Source organism: Agrobacterium sp. 22094 (assembly GCF_052046015.1).
GTDB lineage: Bacteria > Pseudomonadota > Alphaproteobacteria > Rhizobiales > Rhizobiaceae > Agrobacterium > Agrobacterium cavarae.
The window spans coordinates 1533696-1559698 of sequence record NZ_JBQEPX010000001.1 but is presented as its reverse complement, the minus strand read 5'-3'; the positions used below and the strand labels follow the sequence as shown (position 1 = coordinate 1559698).

Here is a 26003-nt window from a genome sequence, read left to right as displayed (position 1 = left end):
CGTCAAGTTCCCCTTCAGGTGTTGGCCATCGCTGTCGTCGGCCGAAGTGGCAATGTTGGTCGCGGTCCATGTTAAGTCTCTAATACTCAAGGTTTATCGTTGTTTTTATTAACTATTTGTTAAATCATTGGACAGTGCCGCGCCACTAAATGTGTTGTTTAAGCAACATGGTTATCTGAAGCATCTAGTTATAGCGGTCATAAATCTCTTTGCCGATTGCGCCCGGCGAAAGCTTTTGTATTTTCAGCAACGGAAGCGCGGCGGTGGATCGCTCGTTTTCGAAAAAACGGGAATGGGGCAGGGAATGCTGTCCTTCAGCTTAAGAACCCAGACCCTTATGAAACTTGACTGGAGGTCAACATGAACATCAAGAGCCTTCTCATTGGCTCCGCTGCAGCTCTTGCAGCAGTATCTGGCGCAAAGGCCGCTGACGCTATCGTCGCTGCTGAGCCAGAGCCCCTGGAATATGTACGTGTCTGCGATGCATTCGGCGCTGGTTTCTTCTACATCCCAGGCACCGAAACCTGCCTGAAGTTTGGTGGTTACGTTCGTTTCCAGACCGACATCAACCGTGGCACTGGCTTCGGCGTCAACACCAACAACCGTACGTCTGACTGGAACTCGTTCACGCGCGCTCAGTTCGAAGTTGACACCCGCACCGATACCGAGCTTGGCGCTCTGCGCGGCTTCATCGGTTTCCGTGGCAACGCTGACGGCGGCTCTGCTGCTTCTTCGTCTGTCTTCGTTGACCAGGCTTTCATCGAACTCGGCGGCCTCAAGGTTGGTAAGTTCTACAACTGGTGGGACGATGGTCTCTCTGGCGAAAGCGACGTTCTCGCAACGAACACCCTCTTCAACTCGATCCGTTACACCTACGACGCTGGTTCCTTCTGGGCTGGTCTTTCGGTTGACGAGCTTCAGGGCACAAACGGTCAGTTCCGCACCCAGACGGGTCCTGCTGTCGGCGGCGTCTTTCCTGTTGTTCAGGGCGAAGTTGACAACAATGTTGGCGTTTCTGCCGGTGTCGGCGCGAAACTTGGTGGTGCGACCCTTCAGCTGATCGGCGGCTATGACGTTGACCAGGAAGAAGGCGCTGTTCGTCTTATCGCTACAGCTGACCTCGGTCCTGGCACGCTTGGACTTGCTGGTGTTTGGGCTTCCGGCGCAAACGCTTACTACGCAGAGTCTGAGTGGGCAGTTGCTGCTGAGTACGCCATCAAGGCTACAGACAAGCTGACTATCACCCCCGGTGCTCAGTGGTTCGGTAACGTTGCTGACCGCGTCACTCTGTTCGACGCAACTGGCGCGCAGACTGGCCGTGCAATCCTCACGAACGACTTCTCGAACCGTGACGCATGGCAGGCTGGCCTGACCGTTGATTACAAGATCACTCAGGGTCTCTCCACCAAGGTTGCAGTTAACTACTACGACGAAGACAACCGCTCTTCTTCTTGGAACGGTTTCGTTCGCCTTCAGCGTGCGTTCTAATATTTAGAACAACGTAGTTTTAGAAAACCCGGCTTTCGAGCCGGGTTTTTTTATGCGCTGGTTTCCAGTTCCTTTGATATCGTGGAGGCGATCTAAGTTGCGTCTCGTAATGCTCGGGGTACCAGCCTGGAATAATGCGTTTGGCGGCTACTCGAAATGGTGCTTGGATGAGTTTCACCAGGTGTCGGGACGAGTTCTTAAGCGATAACCCCTCGCCGATGTCAGATTGCCCTGATGTGCGTTAATAAATGCACATCGAGACGCGACAATGCGCCTTCTACCTGTATCCAGCCAACTCACTGTGTTAGGCAGCTGCCCACCCATCATTTCACGTCTCAAAGCAGCTTATTTCAGACAAAAGTGAAGTGGCCTTCAGACGTTTACGTAAAATATTATGAGTATCTAAATTAGATATATTTTTTTACTTAACCGAATGGCTATTAGCGCCTTGTTTACTTTTTTGCTCTCCAGGCAGCGATCCTGTCGCTCAACTGCAACAGTGTATTTAGAAGCGTGTCACAATGTGACGGATTTACTGATTGCTCGATTGCGCGACTCTCCCGGTTCAGGCTCTACTCATCCCACGGCAGCGTCTTAAGTTTGGATCGACTGAGCTGCTTTGATAACCTTGACTGGAGGTCAACATGAACATCAAGAGCCTTCTCATCGGCTCCGCTGCAGCTCTTGCAGCAGTATCTGGCGCAAAGGCCGCTGACGCTATCGTCGCTGCTGAGCCAGAGCCCCTGGAATATGTACGTGTCTGCGATGCATTCGGCGCGGGCTTCTTCTACATTCCTGGCACTGAAACCTGCTTGAAGTTTGGCGGTTACGTTCGATTCCAGACCGACTTCGGTCGTGATCGTTCGGGCACGTCTGATTGGAACTCCTTCACGCGCGCTCAGTTCGAAGTTGATACCAAGACAGACACTGAACTAGGTACTCTGCGCGGCTTCATCGGCTTCCGCGGCAATGCTGAAAACGGAACTTCCGCTTCTTCGTCTGTCTTTGTTGACCAGGCTTTCATCGAACTCGGCGGCCTGAAGGTCGGTAAGTTCTACAGCTGGTGGGATGACGACCTCTCTGGCGAAGCTGACGTTCTGTCCACGAACAGCCTCTTCAACTCCATTCGTTACACCTACGACGCTGGTTCCTTCTGGGCTGGTATCTCGGCTGATGAACTTCAGGGCACCAACGCTGGCTTTGCAACTGTTACAGGTCCTTCTGTCGGCGGCATCTTCCCAGCGGTCCAAGAAGCCGACAACAACGTAGGTATAACCGGCGGTATAGGCGGCAAACTTGACGGCGCATCGATGCAGCTGATCGGTTCCTACGACGTTGACCAGGAAGAAGGCGCAGTTCGCCTTATCGCAACCGCTGAAATCGGTCCAGGTACGCTCGGCCTGGCTGGTGTTTGGGCTTCCGGCGCAAACGCTTACTATGCAGAGTCTGAATGGGCTGTTGCTGCTGAATACGCCATCAAGGCTACCGATCGTCTGACGATCACCCCCGGCGCTCAGTGGTTCGGCAATGTTGCCAATCGCGGTGTTATCGTGGCTAACGGCGGTTCCGTTATTATCGCCAACGACTTCTCGAACCGTGATGCTTGGCAGGCTGGTATCACGCTTGATTACAAAATCACAGAGGGTCTCGCCACTAAGGTTGCCGTCAATTACTACGATGAAGACGGCGCAAACACTGACCAGTGGAACGGTTTCGTTCGCCTTCAGCGTTCGTTCTAATCTGATCTGACTTTGTCAGTCACGGGAACCCGGCCTCCGAGCCGGGTTTCTGCGTGTTTAGAGGACTTTTCGTAGTTCCTCCGTCGCCGAGGTTTGGGCTCCGATCACATTTCGTTGTGCTTGCGCAACAGTCGGAAAAGAAGAAGATGGTAAGGTTCCCGAATTAACTTAATGCGTGTTGCGCTGCGATGCTTCTTTGCGTCTACTCCAATTTAAGGAGAAACGCATGTTTGCAATTTGCCCGCTGCTTCTCCTGATTCGCTTGGAGATCGATATGCACATCAAGAGCTTTTTGTTTGGTGCCGCTGCTGCACTTGCAACCATGTCTAACGCGCATGCCGCCGACGCCATCGTTGCTGCTGATCCTGAGCCTCTGGAATATGTTCGCGTTTGCGACGCCTTCGGCGCTGGCTTCTTCTATATTCCGGGTACCGAGACTTGCCTGAAGTTCGGCGGTTATATCCGCTTCGAAACAGATTTTGGTCCTAACGAATCGGGAACGTCGGATTGGAATAGCTTCACACGCGCCCAGTTTGAAATGGATGTTCGCTCTGACACCGAGCTTGGCGCTCTGCGTGGCTTCATCGGCTTTCGTGGCAATGCGGATAGTGGCTCTGCCGCAGCTTCCACCACCAACCCTAGCGACACAGGCTCTGCTGCCTTTGTCGATCAGGCCTTCATCGAACTCGGTGGCCTGAAGGTCGGTAAGTTCTACAGCTGGTGGGATGACGATCTCTCTGGCGAGACGGATCTTCTCTCTTCCAACACGCTGTTCAACTCCATCCGCTATTCCTACGATGCCGGCACTTTCACTGCTGGTATCTCGGTTGATGAGCTGGAAGGTATTACTTTTGTTGGTGACACCAACAGCGACAATAACGTCGGTATCGCTGGAAGCCTTGCTGGCAAATTCGGCGGTGGCAGCCTGTCGCTCATCGGCGGCTACGATACCGATCGCGAAGACGGCGCTGTCCGCCTGATCGGTGCTTTCGATGTCGGCCCCGGAGCATTCAGCTTTGCTGGCGTTTATGCTTCCGGCGTCAACGCCTATTACGCGCTCTCGGAGTGGGCGGTTGTTGCAGAATACGCGTACAAGGTCACCGACAAGCTGACCATCACACCAGGCGTTCAATGGCTTGGCAACGTAGCGACGAAGGATGCGGCGTTCGACATAGTCAACACCGGCTGGTCCAACAATGATGCCTGGACCGCAGGTCTGACGGTTGATTACAAGGTCGTGGAAGGTTTCACTACGAAGGTGACGGCAAACTATTACGACGAAGAAAACCGTCCGGAATTCTGGACAGGCTTCGTTCGTCTTCAGCGCGACTTCTAATTTTACGTATGACGCTATGACAAAGCCCGGCCTCGCGCCGGGCTTTTTGTTTTGGGCGGCTTGAATGGTTGGTTGGCCATCAATGGCCGCGCGGCGGATCAGCGTGTTTGCGGATATGAAAGCCGTCACGCTCCTCTTCGTCATACTGCGCTGAATGCGTCACAGGTTCATCGATCTGACAGGCGCCAGAATACGAAGCTCGTGCGCGTGTAACTAATACAATTGCAACGCTTCATTCCCTACGCAAGCGGCGGAGTCATCGTCGGGTGATGAGCGGATGAGGAATCCTCCGCCCTCAGCCTGCTCGGCCGTTGCGAAGATCGTTGACGATATCGGCTTGTTGGCCAAGCCTCGTTTTGTAGACCTGATAGTTTTCCATCACACGCTGAACGTAGTTGCGCGTCTCGGGGAACGGGATACGTTCGATCCAATCCACAACCTCATCGATCGGTTTTCCGCGCGGATCCCCGTAACGGGCGATCCATTCCGGCACACGCTTTGGCCCGGCATTATAGGCGATGAAGGTGAGGATGTAGGAGCCGCCGAAGCTGTCGATCTGCTCACCGAGATAGTGAGCGCCAAGGGTGGCGTTATATCCCGCGTCCGTGGTCAGTTTCGCTTGTGTGTAGGCCATGCCGTGGCGGCTCGCGACACCCTTGGCCGTTCCCGGCAGAAGTTGAAGAAGACCACGCGCATTGGCAGGCGAAACGGCCGCCGGGTTGAAGGCGCTTTCCTGTCTGGCAATGGCATAGGCAAGTGCCTTGCCCGATCCGGAGATATTGGCGCTCACCGGGATGACGCCGATGGGGTAGGCGAGGGCGGCGGCATCAATGCCGCGGCTGAAGGCCGTCTTGCCGATCTGTAAAGAGACCTGGTGATTGTTGTTACGCTCGGCGCGTGACGCGAGGATTGCCAATTCACCAGGGCTGTCGATCTGCTCCGCGAGCGCGCGGTAAATCCCGTCCGCGCGCCAGCTATAGCCCGCCGCCTCTAGCCGCTCGATGGCACGCACCGCTTCGCGGCCAGCAAAGCGATCGCGGTCGGCAGCACTTGGCGAGGGGTAGGTGACGTTGAGGGTCGTCACGCCGATGCGTGCGGCAGCAAGCTGGCCGTAAAATGTACCGGGATGAGATGCGGCCTTGTAGAAATAGTCCCGCGCCTGGCCCGGCCCTCCGGCCTCAGCAGCACGTCCAAGCCAGTAGTAGGCGCGAGAGGCGGAAAGAGGTCGATTGGACGCGGCAAGAAGGGCGTTGAAGTGCCGTGCGGCAAGTGCCGAGTCGTGCATCGCGCGTAGAGCGTACCACCCAGCATGGAACTCCGCATCTGCAACATCGACGGGCGAGGCTGCGGAATGGTTGGCCACCACGCGATAAGCGCCCTGGAAATCACCGAGATCCGCAAGTCCTCGGGCGATGATCCGGCGTTCGTTCCACCACTCTCCAGGATTGACAAGCTTGCCGCTCTCCTTTGGCGCGCGCGCCAGAAGTTTTGCAGCATCGTCGTATTTTTGCTGATGACGGAGGTTTTCGATCTGGGCGAAGAGATAAACGGGATCGTTGCGCCAGGAAGCTTCGACGGCATTCAACAAGGCCGGCGCATTGTTGGCGCGTTGAAGAACGGCAGCCCAGGCTTTGTACAGCGACTGCGCCTTGCCGAGATCGCCAAACCGCTTGGCCTGGCTGACACGGCTGCGATACATGAGGTAGTCCATCCGGGCCTTATGATCGGCGGGCGACAGGACGCCACCGAATTCGGCGATCACTCTATCTTCCAGATCGGTATCCATGCCTTCGCTCACCCACAGCTGGCGGATGAGTTGCTGGGCACGCTGGACATTGCCGGATGAAGTGAGCGCCTGAGCCAGCGCAATTGTACCCTCCGGCGTCTCGGGTCTGGACGAACCGAATGCGGTCAGCACCTGTGCAGCGGAGGGATTTTCCCGCAGCATCGTGCGTTCAGAATTGGCTCTTAGCGTAGAAAGGCCCGGCCAGCCTTCAAGCTCCCGTTGAGCGGCCGTAATTTCGGCCGAGGAAACGTCCCTCTGGCCGGAAATGGCGATAGCCCACGTCAGGATGTGGCGATCAAGGCTGGTGGCTGGCAGGCTGTTGCGAACAGCAATTGCCCCACTGGCGTTTCTGTTGGAAAGCGCGTCGAGGCCCTCTTTCAGTTGGGAGACGTCAATCGGGTTTGCCGGCCGGATGATCGAGCCCGTGACCTCAGGCGAAGCGGGCAGGAACGCCGGAACGGCAGGGGCGTTGGGACGCGCGAAGGGCAGGGGGACGACACCTTCTGACGCCGGTCCCGCCCACGCGCCCCAAACGGTTGCGACCACGCCCGCTGCCATCAAACCAAAAACTGCTGTTTTCTTCATCCCTTACTCACCAGCGGACCATACCGAACACGATTGCAGCTCTATCTCAAAAGACACGAAGCTGTGCCTCAGAGCGCCGTGCTTTCTTTTGTATGCACTAAGGACGCTCCAACTCTTCGAAACGACGCATCGTGTTTCTTCCGAAAAGCGATTCCGATTTTCGCGCCGATGCTGTAGCGCCATCCGCGTTTGCCATCGCCCATGCGCGTGAAGGTCCGCAGAATATCGCCCCAGCATCCATTAGCTGCTTGCAGCCTTAACGAAACCTTAATCGAACGCCTCGCATTCGATCAAATTTCGGTAACATTGCGCTCATCAAACGCTTCAAACCAATCGTCTGCGTGATGACGCTGGATGCCGGTCCAAGCCAAGAAACTATTTACGTTTCCTGGACGAAAGCCTCGGTTAAACGCTTGTGGGGCGACTGGCTCCCAACTAATGTGACAACCGTTTTAACCACGGAATGCGGCTGAAGCATGGACTGGCTTACCGCAAGGAGTTTTGCATGTTCAAGGGATCTATTCCCGCCCTGATTACGCCGTTCACCGCCGATGGCGCAGTGGACGAAACGGCTTTCGCCGCCCATGTGGAGTGGCAGATTGCCGAAGGCAGCAGCGGCCTTGTGCCCGTCGGCACCACGGGAGAGTCACCCACCCTGTCGCATGACGAGCATAAACGTGTGGTCGAGCTGTGCGTCGAGGTCGCGGCGAAGAGGGTCCCTGTCATTGCCGGTGCTGGCTCCAACAATACCAGTGAGGCGATCGAGCTTGCACTGCACGCGCAGGAAGTCGGTGCAGACGCGCTTCTGGTTGTCACGCCCTATTACAACAAGCCGACGCAGAAGGGGCTCTTCGCGCATTTCTCCGCTGTCGCGGAAGCGGTCGATCTCCCCATCATCATTTATAATATTCCGCCACGCTCGGTGATCGATATGACGCCGGAGACGATGGGCGCACTCGTCAAGGCGCACAAGAATATCGTTGGCGTCAAGGATGCCACCGGCAAGCTTGATCGCGTTTCCGAGCAGCGCATTCATTGCGGCAAGGACTTTGTGCAATTGTCGGGAGAAGATGGCACGGCGCTCGGTTTCAACGCCCATGGCGGCGTCGGTTGCATCTCGGTCACTGCCAACGTTGCGCCGCGCCTCTGTGCCGAGTTCCAGGCGGCCATGGCTGCCGGCGATTACGCACTGGCGCTCGACTATCAGGATCGTCTCATGCCGCTCCATAGGGCCATCTTCATGGAGCCCGGTGTCTGTGGCACCAAATATGCGATCTCCCGGACTCGCAATGGAAGCCGCAAGGTCCGCTCGCCACTGATGGACACGTTGGAGCCATCGACAGAAGCGGCAATCGATGCAGCCCTCAAGCATGCAGGCTTGTTGAACTGAGCACGGCAAGCGCCTGTGTGGATGTGATAAGACGGATGCGCGCCAGTCGCGCATCTTCACTTTCGGCCCTGGTTTGATTACATAAGCGCCGAAAGCCGCACATTACTCGATGTGCGGGCAGAGAAGTGGATCAGGATATGGCCTCCAAAGGCAGCCAGCGCATCGTAAACAAGGTCGTCGCGGAAAACCGCAAGGCGCGCTTCAATTACGAGATACTCGACACCTACGAGGCGGGGCTGGTGCTGACCGGCACCGAGGTGAAATCGCTGCGCGAGGGCAAGGCCAACATTGCCGAATCCTATGCGTCCGACGAAGGCGATGAGATCTGGCTGATCAACTCGCACCTGCCTGAGTACCTCCAGGCGAACCGCTTCAATCATGAGCCGCGCCGCCGTCGTAAGTTGCTCCTCAACAAGCGGGAGATCAATCGTCTGCGTGCCGGGATCAACCGTGATGGCATGACGTTGGTGCCGTTGAAGATCTACTTCAACGACAAGGGGCGCGCGAAGCTCGAACTGGCCTTGGCGAAGGGCAAAAAGCTCCATGACAAGCGCGAGACGGAGAGGGAGCGCGACTGGAACCGGCAAAAATCCAGGCTGCTGAAAACAGGCGGTTGAGGGGAACGTGCGGCTAGCGTTAAGGCCGCGCCTATCGAGCCGCAGCCTCGCAGCTCGGGGTCTGTTTGTTAATAGATCATTATCTATGGCCGAAAGTTTAAAGTCGGCTGGCCAAATTCATTGTTACCATTGGAAAAGGAAACGCTAGGAGAGAGTGCCTCAAGGCTTCTCGCATAGGATGATTCTTTTCCCGGTGTCTAAGTAATGTAAAGACGCGTATTATGAGCCATACGACCTTTCGCCTTGTCTCTATGGATCGAAACTGCGCGAAGATAGTTAAATACATTCTAATTTATAATAACCTAAAAAACGGAGGCTGTGGAGCGGTCTCGCCTCCGTCTCAATCCGGCTAGAAGGGCGTGCTCCAATGACTGTCATTCGCTTCATTCTCTGCCTCCTGCTGTTCGGTGTCTCCTCTGCGGGCGTACATGCCAAAGACTTTCCGGCGCCCAAGGGAAAGCCGATCCTCACCATCTCAGGCAATATCGCCAACACCAACGTCAACGGCACCGCCCAGTTCGATCGGGACGCGCTGGAAAATATGGGGTTGGTTACCGTGGAAACCCAGACACCATGGTACGAGACGCGTGTTCGTTTTGAAGGTGTTTCCATGGCGAAGCTCATGGAGTTCGTGGGCGCCAAGGGAGAAACCGTCAAGGCCGTGGCGCTGAACGACTATGTCAGCACGATTCCTGTTAAGGATTTCACCCTGTACAATGTCATTCTTGCCATGAAGCGAGACGGGGAATATATGCAGGTTAGGGATAAAGGACCGCTCTTCATCATATATCCCTATGATAGCATGCAAGAACTTCAGTCGCAGACCTACTACACGCGCTCCGCTTGGCAAGTGGCCAAACTCATAGTTGAATAAAGGTGACATTTGCGAAAGGCGCTGGCAGTCGTTGTTTGCTGCTTCATACTCGCCACCGGCTACATCGCTTATGTGATAGCTGAGCGGCAGAACGCGCTCCAGAAATTTGCTCGCTATAACGACTCATGGGCTGTCAGCCAGACCGTGGGGGAATATGTCCGTTTTGAAAGCCTGCTTGCTGAATATGCTCTTGGCATAGAAGGAATTGACAAGGACGAGCTGCGACTTCGCCTCGATATCGTGCTTGGCAGAATGAACTCTCTCAGGGAAGGGAGCCTAGCCGCCTTCATCGATGCAAAGCCGGACATGCGCAAGGTCATCGGAGAAGTTGACCAGCTCCTTGGGGACGTCGACAAAAGGCTGGAAGACTTGAGCCCTGCGGAAGCAAGGGCGCTGCTTCCGGTGATCAGCGGCCACGTTCCACAGCTTACGTCGGTTGCCGCGGAATCCGTCGCAAATGACGTCGAGATCATCGACGCCGCCCACGCAGAGGTCCGCAAGCTCCACATTATCTATACCGGACTTGCCGGAGGTTTGATCCTTTGCGGCATGGCGCTGATCTTTCTTCTCTTGCGGCACAACCAGCTGCTCGATCGCGCCCAGACAAAGCTCACACTTTTGACGGAAGAATTACAGACTGCAACGTTAGAGTTGCAGTCTAACAACCTTCGCCTTGAGTACGATGCCTATCACGACGCACTGACAAACCTTCCCAACCGAGCACTTTTCCGGCGTGAACTCATGCGCCGGCTCGACCCTCCGTCCGGCATCGATAAGGTTGCATTGCTCCTCCTCGATCTCGATGGGTTTAAGGAGATCAATGACACGCTCGGCCATGACGTCGGCGATAGCCTCCTACAGGCCGTGGCTGCGCGCATACTGCCGATCAGAAAAAACCACGAGCTGATCTGTCGGCTGGGGGGCGACGAGTTTGCCCTTGTGGCGGACAATCTCGACGAAGATCAAGCGCTCGATCTTGCTCGCTGCCTGGTCGAAAGGATCGCCAGCCCATATCATATCGGGGATATGGAGATTAAGATCGGCACCTGTGTCGGCATTGCGATCTCCCATAGGCAATCCCATGCCGATGAGTTGCTGAAGCACGCGGATCTCGCGCTCTACGAGGCCAAACGCGCGGGGGCTGGCAGCCTCAGCGTTTACAGACCCTACATGCAGAGCCAGCTGGCAGAAAAGCGATCTTTCGAAGCTGACCTTCAGGCGGCTCTCCAGAACAACGAAATGGATGTGTTCTACCAGCCGCAAGTATCGACAGAGACGCGCGCTGTCTGCGGATTTGAAGCGCTCCTGCGCTGGACGCACCCTGTGCGCGGACGCGTGCCACCGGCGGAATTCATTCCTGTTGCGGAAAGAACCGGCTTTATCAACGCGCTTGGAAAATGGGTCATGGAGACGGCCTGCAAAGAGGCGGCACTCTGGAAGCCGAATATCAAGATTGCCATCAACCTTTCGCCTGTCCAGCTTCACAGCAGCAATCTCATTCAAAACGTCGTCGAAGCCCTGGAAAAGAGCAATCTCGATCCCGCGCGTCTCGAGCTGGAAATCACCGAATCCGTGCTTCTCGGCAACAGCGACCAGACGCTTGCCATTCTCGACAACCTCAAGGCGGTCGGCATTAGCATGGCGATGGACGATTTTGGCACGGGTTACTCATCGCTCGGAAATCTGCGCCGCGTTCCATTTGACAAGCTTAAGATCGACCAGTCCTTCCTGTCTGATATCACCAGCAGTCAGGACGCGCTGGCCATCGTCGAATTTGTTGTGGGGCTCGGCCGTAAGTTGCGCATGACGATGATTGCCGAAGGTGTTGAGACAGAAGAACAGTTCGCCCACATGCGCCAACTCGGCTGCGACCAAATCCAAGGCTATCTGATCGGCAAGCCTGTTCCTGCAAGCGAACTCACGGCCTATGGCATCTATGCTTGAAAGTTCTCAAGCGGCCTGCCAATCCACTCCAACAAGCTGAGCTCTCCCTAAAGGACTATGAAAGGACGCAATATGGAAGCGTTTGAGATACACGGCGTCCTGTTACGTTTGTCGTCAGACGAAGTCTCGCCGGTAATCTGGCAGGCTCTCAAGGATGGCAGTTATGAAGCGAAGGAAGCCAGAAGCGTGGCGCGGGCTGTAAGACCCGGAGACCGGGTGCTGGAGCTTGGCTCAGGCATCGGTGTCATTACCTCTGTCATTGCCCGCATTCCGGACGTGTCGGTCTTCGCTTTCGAGGCAAACCCATCGACGGCACGTCTTGCCGAACGAATTCTGGAAGCCAATGGTGCAAGAAATGTGCGGTTCTCTCAGGGACTTTTGACCGCAGGGGATCCAGACACGCATATCTTCTACGTTCGACGCGATCTGTGGATGTCATCCATGGACGAAAAGCAAGGCCCCTATGAAAGCCGCATCGAAATCGGCTCGGAGAATATCGACGCCTTCATCCAGCAGCATGACATCAACGTGCTGGTGATGGATATCGAAGGTGCGGAGCGTGATCTGTTGCGGGATGCCAAGCTTCAGGGCGTGGAGCGGATTTTCGTCGAGCTCCACGACCATCTCTATGGTCTTTCGGGTGTTCGCGATATCACCCAGGCGCTGGCGGATAAAGGATTTGCCTATGATCCTCGGGGATCTCGCGGCCCCTGCGTCCTCTTCGCCAAGGACGATGGACCGCGCGAATATGATCCGGACGTTGATTGAGCGGCGGACCGATCGTAGTTCAAAGAAGATAGACCGCAGTGCGTCCAGTAGGACGCACTGCGGTCTAAAGGCCTGTTGCGTTACGCCGCGCGATGCTGGTGATAGGTCATCGATTTTTCGACCTGGAAGCGCGAAATCAGCGCTGCCAGATTGCTGCTGATGTCGCTCAAGCCGTGCGTAGAAGCATTGGTCTCTTCCACCATCGCCGCGTTCTGCTGGGTCAACTGGTCCATGCTGTTGATGGCCATGTTGATTTCCTGGATTCCGACGGCCTGTTCGCGCACCGCTTGTGTAATCGCGCCGATATGTTCGTGAATGTCGTCGACCTTGCCGCCAATGGAGTTTAGCGCCTCACCGGTGCGGTTAACGAGGGAAACGCCTTGAGCCACGTCCTGAGAAGACTTGTCGATCAATGTGCGAATCTCCCTGGCGGCGGAAGCCGAGCGCTGAGCCAATTCGCGAACTTCCTGTGCGACGACTGCAAAGCCCTTGCCCGCCTCGCCGGCGCGTGCTGCCTCGACGCCGGCATTCAACGCCAGAAGGTTCGTCTGGAATGAGATTTCATCGATAACGCTGATGATCTGCGTAATCTTCTGCGATGAGCCCTCGATCGCGCTCATGGCCTCGACGGCTTCGCTGACGATATGACGGGAGCGAGCGGCTTCGTCCGCCGAACTCTTGACGATCGCTTGCGCTTCTTCCGTCCTTGATGCCGACTGCTTGGAGATGGTGGTGATCTGGTCGATGGCAGCGGCAGTCTCTTCCAGCGAGGCAGCTTGCTGCTCGGTACGGCGCGCCATATCGTCGGTTGCCGATGTCAATTCCCGCGTATTGTTGGCGATCTTGTGGGATTCGTCGACGATCTCGGCGAAGGCCTCAGAAAGACGGCTGATTGCCGCGTTGAAATTTTCCTTGAGACCGGCGAATTCTGCGGGCAAGGCACCATCGATGCGCGAGGTAAGATTACCCTGCGCCATCCGGTCGAGCGCGCTGTTGAGCAGCGCCAGAACGTGGTCCTGCTCTGCCTTCATGCGCTTCTGCTCTGCTTCTATCTTCGCACGTTCGTCTGCAAGCACGTCGAGATAGACGGAAATCGAGTAATCCATGTCCAGCATCGCGGCTTTGACCGTTGCACTGATGCTCCTGACTAGCTTCTTGCCTTTTTTCTCGACCAGAAAGCCCTTCAGTTCGGATTCGACGATGGCCTTGATGATACCTTCCAGAACAAGGGCGTAGCCGCCGATATACCAGCGCGGCTCAAGCCCCAATCGCGCATGGGTGCGCCCGATGGCACTCACCGCCTTGGTATAATCAGCGTCGAACACGCCGGATGAGATACGCGTCCAGTGGCTGACCTGCATGCTCTTGGCGTGCTGGATATGGGCTTCGCTGGAGAAGAACTTCGCTGTATCGGGAACGGCTCGCGCCTTCTTGTAGAAGGCATCGAGCGAGCTGCTGAGCGTGCCGGTGATGGTCGTTTTCAGAGCGGCAAGATCTTGCCGTTGCTCCGCATCGAGACCGAGAAAATCGAGTCTCTCGTTCAATTGAGAATTGTTGTGCAGCCCCGTCATGTAAAACAGCCCCTACTGTTCGTGCGCGTTCCCCAACTGCACGTAAAAAATCAATAAGGACAGAAAAACACAACCATGGTTAATTATTTGCTAAAGTAATAAATCAACCTTTGGTAGGGGTAGCGTTCAGGCGCTGGGGATCGATCCCGAGCGCCTGTCACAAGCAAAACAACGCGTAAGTCTTCAGTCGACAGTTTCTGCGGTCTCGACCGGCGGGCGAGGCGCACGTTCGCTGGGATCACGCCCAATCTCCGCCTTGAGAGACAGAAGATCGATAAAATGGTCGGCCTGGCGGCGCAGATCGTCGGCAATCATAGGCGGCTGCGTCGACATGGTTGAAATGACGGAGACCTTGCGGCCCTTGCGCTGTAGAGCATCCACCAGTGTCGTGAAGTCGCCATCGCCTGAGAAGAGAACGAGATGGTCCACTGTCTCGGACTGTTCCATGGCATCGACGGCAAGCTCGATATCCATGTTGCCCTTGATCTTGCGGCGGCCCATCGCGTCGGTAAATTCCTTGGCAGGCTTGGTGACGACCTTGTAGCCATTATAGTCAAGCCAGTCGATCAACGGCCGAATGGAGGAATATTCCTGATCTTCGATGAGGGCAGTGTAATAATAGGCGCGCAACAGGTAGCCGCGCTTCTGAAAGGCCTTAAGCAGTTTGCGGTAATCAATGTCGAAACCAAGGCTTTTCGATGCAGCGTAGAGGTTCGCCCCATCAATAAAGAGCGCAATTTTCTCACGTGGGTCGAACATAAAGTGGGCTTCCTCCAAAGCGGCTCCCAGCCGCGAGTATAATAAGAGTATCGGATATCAGCTAATATCTCGGTCTGCGATACATTATTAAGCATTCATATAAGCTCGTTCGGCCCGCAGTCCAGACCTGCCGCTACAATTTGCACTAACTAATAAAAGGGCGGGTGGTTGCGTCTCCTGGGAGACAAACCACGTGAAATGAGGAAAAACTTGAAATTCTCGGACAATGTCTGTATCGGGACCATTAATCAGCGACATCACGACCCGCAAAGGACAGGCAATGGCCCGTGTCACAGTAGAAGATTGCATTGACAAAGTAGACAACCGTTTTGAGCTCGTTCTCCTGGCAAGCCACCGCGCGCGCCAGATTTCGCAAGGCTCTCAGATCACGGTTGATCGCGACAACGACAAGAACCCGGTCGTTGCTCTGCGCGAGATTGCCGATGAAACGCTTTCGCCCGACGACCTAAAGGAAGATCTGATTCACTCGCTGCAGAAGCATGTGGAAGTGGATGAGCCCGAACCCGATCCGGTCACGATCGCAGCCAACGCGACAACCGAGAACGAAGACGACGACGCACCGGAAACCATCACTTTCGACCAGATGTCGGAAGAAGAGCTTCTGGCCGGCATCGAAGGCCTCGTTCCGCCGGAAAAGAACGACGACTACTAAGCTTAGCGTCAGACCGGCGTTTTTCCGGTTGCGCTTAGGAGTTGATTGTCGTCATAATCTGATCCTGGATTATGTATCATCGTGCGCCAGTCCGACGGGGTCGTCCCCGTCAGTTGGCGCGCTTTCTTTTTCGGGGCATCCCATTCATGATGCGACAATACGAACTCGTGGAGCGGGTTCAGACATACAAGCCTGATGTGAATGAGGCCTTGTTGAACAAGGCCTATGTTTACGCGATGCAGAAGCATGGCCAGCAAAAGCGGGCCAATGGCGACCCCTATATTTCCCATCCGCTGGAAGTCGCGGCCATCCTCACCGAAATGCATCTGGATGAGTCGACCATTGCCGTCGCTCTCCTGCATGACACGATCGAAGATACCAGCGCGACGCGTGCCGAAATCGACGAGATGTTCGGTGAAGATATCGGCCGGCTGGTCGAGGGTCTGACGAAGCTCAAGAAGCTTGATCTCGTCAGCAAGAAGGCCAAGCAGGCGGAGAATCTGCGCAAGCTGCTGCTTGCCATCTCAGACGACGTTCGTGTGCTCTTGGTCAAGCTTGCCGACCGCCTGCACAATATGCGCACCATGGAGCATATGCCGGCGGATAAGCGCAGCCGTATCTCCGAAGAGACGATGGAAATCTATGCGCCACTTGCTGGTCGCATGGGTATGCAGGATATGCGCGACGAGCTTGAGAATCTCTCGTTTCGCTATCTCAACCCCGATGCCTTCGAGACCGTCACCAAGCGATTGCAGGAGCTGGAAGAGCGCAATGAGGGCCTGATCAAGAAGATCGAGGACGAGCTGCGCGAATTGCTGCTGGCCAATGGCGTCGAAGGTGCCATGGTCAAGGGGCGGCAGAAGAAGCCCTATTCGGTTTTCCGTAAGATGCAGTCCAAGTCGCTATCCTTCGAGCAATTGTCGGATGTCTATGGCTTCCGCCTTCTTGTACAGGATATTCCCTCTTGCTACCGCGCGCTCGGTATCGTGCATACGCGTTGGCGTGTGGTACCCGGTCGCTTCAAGGACTATATCTCGACGCCGAAGCAGAACGATTATCGTTCGATCCACACGACCATCGTTGGTCCGTCACGCCAGCGTATCGAGCTGCAGATCCGCACCCGCCGCATGCACGAGATTGCCGAATACGGTATTGCGGCGCATTCGCTCTACAAGGATGGCGAAACGGGCGACACGGAACAGCTTTCGACCGAGACCAACGCCTATTCCTGGCTGCGCCATACGATCGAATCGCTTGCCGAAGGCGACAACCCCGAAGAATTTCTCGAGCACACCAAGCTCGAGCTGTTCCAGGATCAGGTCTTCTGTTTCACGCCCAAGGGCAAGCTCATTGCCCTGCCGCGTGGTGCGACCCCCATCGACTTCGCCTACGCCGTACACACCAATATCGGCGATACCACCGTCGGTGCGAAGATCAATGGCCGCATCATGCCGCTCGTCACACGCCTCAACAACGGTGATGAAGTGGAAATCATTCGCTCCGGCGTTCAGGTCCCGCCTGCCGCCTGGGAAGAGGTCGTTGTCACCGGCAAGGCGCGCTCTGCCATCCGCCGTGCAACCCGCATGGCGATCCGCAAGCAATATGCGGGTCTGGGCTATCGGATTCTGGAGCGGACCTTCGAACGTGCCGGCAAGACCTTCTCGCGAGAGGCGCTGAAGCCCGTTTTGCACCGTCTGGCTCAGAAGGATGCGGAGGATGCGATTGCGGCGGTCGGTCGCGGCGAGGTGTCGTCTCTCGATGTGCTGCGCGCGGTCTTTCCGGATTATCAGGACGAGCGCGTGACCGTTAAGATGACAGGCGACGATGGCTGGTTCAATATGCGCAGCGCCTCGGGCATGATCTTCAAGATCCCCGGAAAATCACGCTCAGCACTCGAAGATGATGGCGCCACCGAAGTGCTGGATGGCCCTGATCCGATGCCGATCCGCGGTCTGTCCGATAATGTCGAAGTCCATTTCGGCGCAACGGGGGCAGTGCCGGGTGACCGGATTGTCGGCATCATGGAAAAGGGTAAGGGGATTACCATCTATCCGATCCAGTCTCCTGCGCTTCAACGGTTTGACGATGAGCCGGAACGCTGGATCGATGTGCGCTGGGATCTCGATGAGGCGAACAAGTCCCGCTTCATGGCGAGGCTGTTGATCAACGCGCTGAATGAGCCGGGCACGCTGGCCTCCGTGGCTCAATCCATCGCGACGCTGGATGTGAACATACGGGCACTCAACATGGTGCGGATCGGCACGGACTTTTCCGAACTGTCGCTCGACGTGGAAGTCTGGGATCTGCGCCAGCTGAACCAGCTTCTGTCTCAGTTAAAGGACCTAGACTGCGTTTCAACGGTGAAACGTGCCTTCGATTGATGCATCGATTGCTTAAATAAATGCCTCTGAGGCCGTTGCTATGCACTCAATGCATGGCAGCGGCCTTGTCTTATCCGTAGTCATTGCGCGGCCATGCAGCTATCTTCACTCCAGAAATAAAGAGCAACAGAGGTTTCCTCCGACAATCCTGTCGTTGAAGACAAAGCCTCAAGTCTGGAAAGGAAATGCAAATGTTTGCACCGCTTCGTAAGATCGCCCGCGCTGTTCGTGGCAAGTCGGTTCAGGAACGCGAATTCGATTACCTCAGCGGCTCGGTCTCCACTGTGGATCTCGAACTGCGCCAGCGTGAAGTCGATCGCGGCATGTTCCGTAGATAAGACGAAAATGCATGGCGGCCATGCCGCCATGCTCATGCGGAGCCAAATGGGGCTCCGTTACGCACGCCGCGGGACATCGTTCAAAGTTTCTGGATAAGGCGTGCGAGAGATTGATAGTCGAAGCGCAGGAAACGGGTCCACGGATCGTGATGCGCTTCCGGTACGGCGCCTTTTTCGCCACTTGGCGGAATGCAGGCGATGACATAAAGTCCGCACATGCCATTTCGCCGCCGCCGTCCTGCAAAACTCTCTGAAAGACTCCTCGCTGCGCTTTGGCCGCGTATGGGGCTGCGCCGTTCTCTCCGCTATATGAAGTTGAAGCTGGTCCGCCTTTCGGCGTCGCCCTATGCGGTGGCTGCGGGGGCGGCGACAGGCGTGGCTGTTGCCTGGACACCCTTTCTCGGTATCCATATTCTGATTGCCATGATGATCGGTTTTGTTCTGCGTGCAAATCTCGTTGCTGCGGCACTCGGAACGACATTCGCGAACCCACTGACATTTCCGTTGATATGGGCGTCCACCTGGGAGCTCGGTCATTTCATTCTTGGCCGCAATCGCGGCGAGGTGGCGGCGCGCGTGGATTTCGTGGAAATATTCGCGCATATGAACTTCCTGCAACTGTGGAGGCCGGTTTTGGAGCCGATGACGATCGGTTCGCTGATTCCCGCTGCTATTTCCGCCGTCGTTACCTACGCTGTGGTCTATGCAGTCATCAGTGGTTTTCGTCAGCGCAAGCATCAAAAGATTGCCGCGCGTGCCGCAAACCGTAACGCCATCATGGACGTGGTTGAATGATTATCGGGCTCGGCAGCGATCTCATCGATATCCGCAGGGTGGAGGCCTCCATCGAACGCTTTGGCGACAGATTCACCCACCGCTGTTTCACCGATATCGAGCGAGAAAAATCCGACCGGCGCAAGAACCGCGCCGCGTCCTATGCCAAGCGGTTCGCCGCCAAGGAAGCCTGCTCAAAGGCTCTGGGAACCGGTTTGGCACAGGGCGTGTTCTGGAAGGACATGGGCGTCATCAACCTGCCAAGTGGCAAGCCGACGATGCGTCTGACCAACGGCGCAGGTGAGCGGCTCCAGTCCATGTTGCCGGCAGGGCATGAGGCGGTGATCCACCTGACGATTACCGATGACTTTCCCTATGCGCAGGCCTTCGTCATTATCGAGGCGCTTCCCCTTTCCAGATGACGTCAGAGCAGCAACGGGCTGACCGGTACGCATGTCGATAGAAAAGCTTCCCTTTGGTCCTGAAAGGCACTAAAGCATCTCAGAAGACCGTTGAGCGGTTTTATGACAACGACGAAGAACGAGCAGACAGGTCTCTAAGTGTCCGAAAAAGCAGAAAAGAAGCAGAACGCCCTCTGGGAAAACGTCAAGGTCATCGTTCAGGCTCTTCTGCTGGCGATGGTTATTCGCACCGTGTTGTTTCAGCCTTTCACCATTCCGTCTGGCTCAATGATGCCGACGCTCTTGGTCGGGGACTATTTGTTCGTCAACAAGTTCTCCTATGGCTATTCCAAATACTCGCTGCCTTTCTCGCCCGACCTGTTTTCCGGTCGTATTCTGGAGTTCAGCCAGCCGAAGCGCGGCGACGTGGTGGTCTTCCGCCTGCCGCCGAACCCGGAAGTGGATTATATCAAGCGGCTCGTTGGTCTGCCAGGTGACCGCATTCAGGTGACGAACGGCGTGCTCTACATCAATGGCAATCCCGTTCCGAAGGAGCCGGACGGCTTCTTCACCTCCGATTACCGCGCTGATCCGGGCACCGACGTGCCGGTCTTCCGCGAAACACTCCCCGATGGCGTCAGCTATGACACGCTTGATCAGTCGCCAGATAGCCGTGGCGATAATACCCGCGAGTTCATTGTCCCTGAAGGTCACTACTTCATGATGGGCGATAACCGTGACAACTCGCTCGACAGCCGTTTCGACGTCGGTTACGTGCCCGCTGAAAACCTCATCGGTCGTGCCAGCCTCATCTTCTTCTCGCTCGGCAACGACACGCCGTTCAGCCATATCTGGGAATGGCCCGCAAATATGCGCTGGGATCGCATCTTCAAGGTTGTTAAATGAGTAAGGCCAAGCCGCTCCAGACGGACGAGATCGCCCGTCTGGAAGCGTTGATCGGATATGAATTCAAGGAAAAGGCCCGGCTTGACCGGGCCTTGACACATGCAAGTGCCCGCTCCGCAAAAGCCGGTAACTATGAGCGTCTGGAGTTTCTGGGCGACCGGGTTCTCGGGCTCTGTGTCGCTGAGTTGCTGTTCTCCACCTTCCGCAACGCGACGGAAGGCGAGCTTTCCGTTCGCTTGAACCAGCTTGTCAGCGCCGATTCCTGTGCGGCAATTGCCGATGAAATGGGGCTGCACCTGTTCATCCGCACGGGCTCCGACGTCAAGAAGTTGACGGGCAAGGCCATGCTGAACGTGCGTGCCGATGTGGTGGAAAGTCTGATCGCCACCATCTATCTGGATGGCGGCTTGGAGGCTGCGCGCAGCTTCATTCTGAAGTACTGGCAAGGCCGCGCCAACGGTGCGGATGCCGGTCGTCGCGATGCAAAGACCGAATTGCAGGAATGGGCGCACGCGAAGTTCGCTGCGACCCCCAACTACCGGGTTGACGATCGCTCCGGACCGGATCACGATCCGCGCTTTACAGTGACGGTGGAAATTCCAGGCGTTGCGCCGGAAACAGGCGTCGATCGCTCTAAACGTGCGGCAGAACAGGTCGCCGCGACAAAACTATTGGAACGCGAAGGCGTCTGGCAGAAACCATCTGCCGCAAACTGATTGGACACCCATGACTGAGAATGATTTCGCCGCAGTGCCCGGTGAGGGCAATGATGATGATGCCAAGGCAGTTGCCCCGACGCGCTCGGGTTTCGTTGCGCTGATCGGGCCGACCAATGCGGGTAAGTCGACGCTGGTCAACCGGCTGGTGGGCGCCAAGGTCTCGATCGTCAGCCACAAGGTGCAGACGACGCGTGCGGTGATGCGTGGGATCGCCATTCATGACAATGCCCAGATCGTCTTCATGGATACGCCAGGCATCTTCAAGCCACGCCGCAGGCTGGACCGCGCTATGGTCACCTCTGCCTGGGGTGGCGCCAAGGACGCAGACATCATTTTGCTGCTGATCGATAGCGAGCGCGGTCTAAAGGGTGACGCAGAAACCATTCTGCAAGGCCTGAAGGATGTTCGTCAGAAGAAGATCCTGTGCCTCAACAAGATCGACCAGGTGAAGCGCGAAGACCTGCTGAAGCTTGCAGCTGCAGCAAACGACATCGTTGCCTTCGATCGCACCTTCATGATTTCCGCTACCAACGGCTCCGGCTGCGATGACCTGATGAACTATCTGTCGAGCGAACTGCCGCAGGGCCCATGGTACTACCCCGAAGATCAGATTTCCGATCTGCCGATGCGCCAGCTCGCGGCGGAAATCACGCGTGAAAAGCTCTTCCTGCGTCTGCACCAGGAACTGCCCTACGCCTCCCATGTGGAGACGGAAAAATGGGAAGAGCGCAAGGATGGCTCTGTGCGTATCGAGCAGGTCATCTATGTCGAGCGCGACAGCCAGAAGAAGATTGCGCTTGGCAAGGGAGGGGAGGCGATCAAGGCCATCTCATCCGCATCGCGCAAGGAGCTTTCGGAAATTCTCGAACAGCCGGTTCACCTTTTCCTCTTCGTCAAGGTAAGAGAGAACTGGGGCGACGATCCGGAGCGCTTCCGCGAGATGGGCTTGGAATTTCCGCGCAATTGAGCGTAACGAAAGCGAAGCGGATAACCGCTTCGCGAATGAGACATGCATAAAAACAAGCAGTAAGGTGGGCAGGCGATGGATCAAGTCGCAAATGCTCACCATCGTGTCATGCCTTTATGAGACTGGTCGCAAGAATGCGGAAAGAGGTCTTGTGATAGGACTGATACGTCTGATACCTCGACCCCATTTCTTGCCTCTAACGGATTGTCATGTCTCCAAAAAAGCCGAGCGGCGTTTCCACTACGCCATGTGAAGAGTGCCCGCTTCGCGACATGCCGCATTTCCGTGATTTCACTCCGCCGGAGCTTGATTTCGTTTCGCACTTCAAGACGGGTGAACTGAGCGTCGAAAGCGGCGCACTGATCCTGATGGAGGGGTCGCACAGCGCCCATCTCTTCACGGTGTTGGAAGGCTGGGGCTTTCGCTACAAGACAATGGAGGACGGGCGGCGGCAAATCTTGAACTATCTGATGCCGGGAGACCTCGTCGGTCTGCAGGGCACTGTGATGGGAGAGATGCAGCACTCAGTCGAGGCCCTGTCGCCTGTAACGCTTTGCGTCTTCGAGCGGGGGCGGCTCCACAGCCTCTTCACCGATCACCCCTCGCTTGCCTTCGACCTCACCTGGATCGCTGCAAGCGAAGAGCGCATGCTCGATAGTCATCTTTTGAGTGTCGGCCGGCGAACGGCCATCGAACGCGCGGCCTATCTTCTGGCATTCCTGCATCAAAGGGCAACCCGCGTCGGACTGCTGCAAAAGGGCGTGCCCATTCCCGTCACACAACAACATGTGGCAGATACGCTCGGACTTTCCATCGTGCACACGAACAAGACGCTGAAGAAACTTGCGGAACGAAACTTCATCCGCTGGATCGACAAGGGCTGTCTCGTGCTGGATCAGGAGGGACTTGCGAACCTTGCGAGATGGGATCTCGATTCGCGCAGCAAGCGCCCCTTCATCTAAAGCATGGTCCGAGCAAAACTGTGCCGCGGTTCTGCGATAGCAACATGCGATCAAACAAAGACTCAAAGCGTGGGGAGCGAATCTGAAAGATCGCGACGCGCTTTTGGGTGAAGTGACACACATCACACAAGGGTGTGCACGACGCTACGAGCGTGCTCTCACCGAGTTTTGAATCATGATTTCTGGGGCTTCACCCGGTATCCTGATATGTCTTTTTTAAATGACGCAGCGAAGCTGATCTGCGATGTCAGGAACACGTAAAGCTAATTTAATGAAATCGGCCTTCGATTTGAGGCCCGGCCCGGAGAATATAATAAACATGGTGCCTCAACGGGTTCTCATCATCGAGGACGAGTATCTGGTTGCGATGGACGCCGAAGCCTGCCTCCAGTCTATGGGGGTCGAAACTGTCGACATCGTGACCACTCTTGCCCAAGCCCAGGAAGCGCTGGAGCGTGCGCGTCCGGACTGCGTCCTGTTGGATGTGAATCTCTCGGATGGGATGAGCTATGAATTGGCGAGACGATTGAAAGATCACGCCATTCCGTTCGGTTTTGTCAGTGGATATGGGGATACCAGCGGGTTCCCCGAGGATTTCGTCGATACGCCGCTTCTCGACAAGCCTTTCGCCGAGCCTGAACTCAAGTCATTCGTCGCACGCCTGATGGCGTAAACATTGGACCTGAACCACTTGCGCAGACTATGGTGCTTTGATGCATGGTCGAAGCAAAAGTGTGCATCGGTTTTGCGATAACGACATGCGATAAAACAAAGACCTAGAGCGCAGTGCGTCCGTTGAACGCCCAAATGACGCTCGATCTTCTTTGATCTACGCATCGTGCTGTCCGAAAATCGATTCCGATTTTCGGGCCGATGCTGTAAAGCGTAAGGAGCGAATCTGAAAGATCGCGACACGCTTTAGTCATGCGACGATTATCTGTCGTGGCGTTTGAGCTCTGGGCGATATCTTCATGCAGTGGCAGGACGAGGCAATTATTCTTGGCGTCAAGCGCCATGGCGAGACGAGCGTCATTGCCGAGGTGATGACGAGCGCCCGTGGGCGCCATCTCGGAATGGTACGGGGTGGCCGGTCCAGATCCATGCAGCCCGTCCTACAGGCCGGCAATCGCGTCGATGTCACCTGGCGCGCCCGCCTGGATGATCACTTGGGTGAATACCGGATCGAGCCGCTTCAATTGCGCGCCGCGCAACTGATGGAAACGGCGACAGCCGTGTATGGAGTACAGGCCATGGGGGCGTTGCTGCGGCTCTTGCCGGAGCGCGATCCGCACCCGCATCTCTATCGCGCGCTCGATATCATTCTCGACAATCTCTCCGACCCGGCTGATGCGGGCGAGTTGTTCGTGCGCTTCGAACTGGCCGTGCTGAACGATCTCGGCTTCGGTCTCGATCTCACCGAGTGTGCAGCGACCGGAATTCGCAGCGACCTTGTCTATGTTTCTCCAAAGACAGGCAGAGCTGTCTCTCGTGCCGCCGGCGCGCCTTATGCGCAGCGGATGCTGGCGCTGCCTCCCTTTCTTGGTGAGGCACATGCACCGTCAGCGGATTGCCAAAGCCTGTCTGCGGCCTTTCGGCTAACGAATCATTTTCTTAACAGACACGTCTATGAGCCGAGAGGGATTCAAGAAAATGCCGCGCGCGACGGTTTCGTCCAGGCGGCTCTAAAGGCCTTGGAGCGGAAGTTGAATGAGACGGCAGGCGGTGCAGGACCAGTCGGTCAACCCGGTTGAATCAACTCGTCTCTTAGCTTTAAGCCGCCGCAGCCGCAGGCCGCATGACGGGTCGTTCTTCAATCGGCCAATGCACGATGGCGGCAAAAATGCCCATCGCAACACCCAGCCACCAGACGAGATCGTAAGAGCCAAGCTTGTCGTAGAGGAAGCCGCCGAGCCATACGCCAAGGAACGAACCGACTTGGTGCGACAGAAACACCACGCCACCCAGCATGCCGAGGTGGCGGGTGCCGAACATGATCGCGACTAGGCCATTTGTCGGTGGCACCGTGGAGAGCCATAAGACCCCCATTACTGCAGCAAAGATGACGACGGAGACGGGCGTCTGCGGCAGAAGAAGAAAGGCGGTCACCGCAATCGAACGGCCGATATAGATATAGGCCAGAAAATGCGGCTTCGAGTAGCGCTGCCCGATGAAGCCGGCCGCAAGCGATCCGCCGATATTGAAGAAACCGATCAGCGCCATGGCGATCACCGCATAGCGCGGTTCGATACCGATATCGCCGAGATAGGCGGGAAAATGCGCGGTGATGAAAGCCACTTGAAAGCCGCAAACGAAAAAGCCTGTTGTCAGCAACAGGTAGCTCTTGTGACCAAGCGCCTCTTTCAAAGCGGCACCGACGGTCTGCTGAAATTGGGCCTGCGACTGCGAGCCCGACGACGAGTCACCGCGCAGCGGCCATGCCAGAAGCGGCACCAAAAGCATCATGACGCTGAGAAAGACGAGACTGTCCGACCAGCCATAATTGGAAATCAATCCCTGGCTGATGGGCGCGAAGATGAACATTCCCGCCGATCCTGCAGCCGTGCCGATCCCGAAGGCCATGGAGCGCTGCTCAGGCGTCACATGCCGGGCAAAGGCCGACAGGATAACGCTGAAGGAGCCTGCTGCAATGCCAAGCCCGACGAGAACGCCACCGCCGAAATGCAGCCAGAAGGGCGAGGTGCCGAAGGACATGCACAGGAGCCCCAGCGCATAGAGGAATCCAGACAGAACCAGCACCCGTCCGGTGCCGTACTTGTCAGCCAGTGCGCCGAAGAAAGGTTGTCCCAGACCCCAGAAGAGGTTCTGCAGCGCCATGGCGAGCCCGAATGTCGAGCGATCCCAGCCCGTATCTGCCAGCATCGGCAGCTGGAAGAAACCCATGGCCGAGCGCGGCCCAAAGGTCATCACGGCGATCAGCGATCCAGCCAGAATGATCAGCCACGGCATGGGCCGGCTGGTAGACGCGCTGGATAATGTGGCCATGATGTTCCTCCGGATAGGAGAA

General features: G+C 56.3%; 24 protein-coding genes. 19 read left to right on the top strand and 5 right to left on the bottom strand.

The features are described from left to right. Positions 1-360 precede the first annotated feature (360 nt). The 3 genes from ACTJK5_RS07520 (at position 361) to ACTJK5_RS07510 (ending at position 4563) form a co-directional block, all read left to right on the top strand. Complete coding sequence (locus tag ACTJK5_RS07520) at positions 361-1488, top strand: porin (protein ID WP_112952313.1); 1128 nt, start codon at positions 361-363, stop codon at positions 1486-1488. Between the two features lie 644 nt (positions 1489-2132). Beyond that, positions 2133-3227: a porin gene (locus ACTJK5_RS07515; protein WP_113262220.1), complete on the top strand. Its 1095-nt coding sequence runs from the start codon at positions 2133-2135 to the stop codon at positions 3225-3227. A gap of 274 nt (positions 3228-3501) precedes the next feature. Beyond that, positions 3502-4563, top strand: coding sequence for a porin (locus ACTJK5_RS07510; protein ID WP_113262243.1), 1062 nt, complete (start codon positions 3502-3504; stop codon positions 4561-4563). Between the two features lie 295 nt (positions 4564-4858). On the opposite strand, the gene ACTJK5_RS07505 is transcribed toward ACTJK5_RS07510, so the two are convergent. Then, entirely contained in the window at positions 4859-6934 is a 2076-nt protein-coding gene (locus ACTJK5_RS07505) for a lytic transglycosylase domain-containing protein (protein ID WP_162741958.1), read from the bottom strand. A gap of 505 nt (positions 6935-7439) precedes the next feature. Between ACTJK5_RS07505 and dapA the strand changes: the two genes are divergently transcribed. The 5 genes from dapA (at position 7440) to ACTJK5_RS07480 (ending at position 12527) form a co-directional block, all read left to right on the top strand. Further along, positions 7440-8324, top strand: coding sequence for a 4-hydroxy-tetrahydrodipicolinate synthase (gene dapA / locus ACTJK5_RS07500; protein WP_062438982.1), 885 nt, complete (start codon positions 7440-7442; stop codon positions 8322-8324). A 137-nt stretch (positions 8325-8461) separates the two neighbouring features. Continuing rightward, positions 8462-8941, top strand: a complete 480-nt coding sequence (smpB, locus tag ACTJK5_RS07495) for an SsrA-binding protein SmpB (RefSeq protein ID WP_440612101.1) — start codon at positions 8462-8464, stop codon at positions 8939-8941. Between the two features lie 367 nt (positions 8942-9308). Beyond that, the gene (locus ACTJK5_RS07490) at positions 9309-9815 is read left to right on the top strand and encodes an oxidoreductase (RefSeq protein ID WP_440612100.1); all 507 of its coding nucleotides are present in this window, start codon (positions 9309-9311) and stop codon (positions 9813-9815) included. 9 nt (positions 9816-9824) lie between these two features. Beyond that, a complete protein-coding gene (locus ACTJK5_RS07485; protein WP_440612099.1) occupies positions 9825-11759 on the top strand; it encodes a putative bifunctional diguanylate cyclase/phosphodiesterase in 1935 nt (644 codons plus the stop codon). A gap of 72 nt (positions 11760-11831) precedes the next feature. After that, on the top strand, positions 11832-12527 hold the full coding sequence (locus ACTJK5_RS07480; RefSeq protein WP_440612098.1) for an FkbM family methyltransferase: 696 nt from the start codon (positions 11832-11834) through the stop codon (positions 12525-12527). Between the two features lie 80 nt (positions 12528-12607). On the opposite strand, the gene ACTJK5_RS07475 is transcribed toward ACTJK5_RS07480, so the two are convergent. Beyond that, the gene (locus tag ACTJK5_RS07475; RefSeq protein ID WP_440612097.1) at positions 12608-14098 is read right to left on the bottom strand and encodes a methyl-accepting chemotaxis protein; all 1491 of its coding nucleotides are present in this window, start codon (positions 14096-14098) and stop codon (positions 12608-12610) included. Between the two features lie 183 nt (positions 14099-14281). Further along, positions 14282-14857, bottom strand: a complete 576-nt coding sequence (locus ACTJK5_RS07470) for a LabA-like NYN domain-containing protein (RefSeq protein WP_144620989.1) — start codon at positions 14855-14857, stop codon at positions 14282-14284. Positions 14858-15137: 280 nt separating this feature from the next. Here ACTJK5_RS07470 and rpoZ point away from each other — a divergent pair, with 280 nt between their 5' ends. The 3 genes from rpoZ to ACTJK5_RS07455 all read left to right on the top strand — a co-directional run bounded on the left by rpoZ (position 15138) and on the right by ACTJK5_RS07455 (position 18249). Beyond that, complete coding sequence (gene rpoZ, locus ACTJK5_RS07465; RefSeq protein WP_062425674.1) at positions 15138-15530, top strand: DNA-directed RNA polymerase subunit omega; 393 nt, start codon at positions 15138-15140, stop codon at positions 15528-15530. Positions 15531-15676: 146 nt separating this feature from the next. Further along, positions 15677-17911: a RelA/SpoT family protein gene (locus tag ACTJK5_RS07460; protein WP_062426150.1), complete on the top strand. Its 2235-nt coding sequence runs from the start codon at positions 15677-15679 to the stop codon at positions 17909-17911. 191 nt (positions 17912-18102) lie between these two features. Continuing rightward, on the top strand, positions 18103-18249 hold the full coding sequence (locus tag ACTJK5_RS07455; protein ID WP_082447229.1) for a DUF3563 domain-containing protein: 147 nt from the start codon (positions 18103-18105) through the stop codon (positions 18247-18249). Between the two features lie 80 nt (positions 18250-18329). Here the strand turns inward: ACTJK5_RS07455 and ACTJK5_RS07450 are convergent, their stop codons facing one another. Continuing rightward, the gene (locus ACTJK5_RS07450) at positions 18330-18467 is read right to left on the bottom strand and encodes a hypothetical protein (RefSeq protein WP_440612096.1); all 138 of its coding nucleotides are present in this window, start codon (positions 18465-18467) and stop codon (positions 18330-18332) included. Here ACTJK5_RS07450 and ACTJK5_RS07445 point away from each other — a divergent pair. From ACTJK5_RS07445 to recO, 8 genes are all read left to right on the top strand, one after another. Then, positions 18466-19044, top strand: a complete 579-nt coding sequence (locus ACTJK5_RS07445; protein WP_440612095.1) for a DUF2062 domain-containing protein — start codon at positions 18466-18468, stop codon at positions 19042-19044. The genes ACTJK5_RS07450 and ACTJK5_RS07445 overlap by 2 nt on opposite strands. Continuing rightward, positions 19041-19445 (top strand): holo-ACP synthase, encoded by a 405-nt coding sequence (acpS, locus tag ACTJK5_RS07440; RefSeq protein ID WP_062438015.1) that lies wholly within the window; start codon positions 19041-19043, stop codon positions 19443-19445. The genes ACTJK5_RS07445 and acpS overlap by 4 nt, the downstream gene beginning before the upstream one ends. A 138-nt stretch (positions 19446-19583) precedes the next feature. After that, positions 19584-20330, top strand: coding sequence for a signal peptidase I (gene lepB / locus ACTJK5_RS07435; RefSeq protein WP_062425671.1), 747 nt, complete (start codon positions 19584-19586; stop codon positions 20328-20330). After that, a complete protein-coding gene (gene rnc, locus ACTJK5_RS07430) occupies positions 20327-21046 on the top strand; it encodes a ribonuclease III (protein WP_062425670.1) in 720 nt (239 codons plus the stop codon). The genes lepB and rnc overlap by 4 nt, the downstream gene beginning before the upstream one ends. Positions 21047-21056: 10 nt before the next feature. Further along, entirely contained in the window at positions 21057-22016 is a 960-nt protein-coding gene (gene era, locus ACTJK5_RS07425; RefSeq protein ID WP_440612094.1) for a GTPase Era, read from the top strand. A gap of 209 nt (positions 22017-22225) precedes the next feature. After that, complete coding sequence (locus ACTJK5_RS07420; protein WP_112518934.1) at positions 22226-22978, top strand: Crp/Fnr family transcriptional regulator; 753 nt, start codon at positions 22226-22228, stop codon at positions 22976-22978. A 319-nt stretch (positions 22979-23297) separates the two neighbouring features. Beyond that, entirely contained in the window at positions 23298-23651 is a 354-nt protein-coding gene (locus ACTJK5_RS07415) for a response regulator (RefSeq protein WP_062426149.1), read from the top strand. 298 nt (positions 23652-23949) lie between these two features. Beyond that, complete coding sequence (gene recO / locus ACTJK5_RS07410; protein ID WP_113262224.1) at positions 23950-24729, top strand: DNA repair protein RecO; 780 nt, start codon at positions 23950-23952, stop codon at positions 24727-24729. A 19-nt stretch (positions 24730-24748) separates the two neighbouring features. Here the strand turns inward: recO and ACTJK5_RS07405 are convergent, their stop codons facing one another. After that, a complete protein-coding gene (locus ACTJK5_RS07405; protein ID WP_440612093.1) occupies positions 24749-25981 on the bottom strand; it encodes an MFS transporter in 1233 nt (410 codons plus the stop codon). Between the last annotated feature and the right edge of the window lie 22 nt (positions 25982-26003).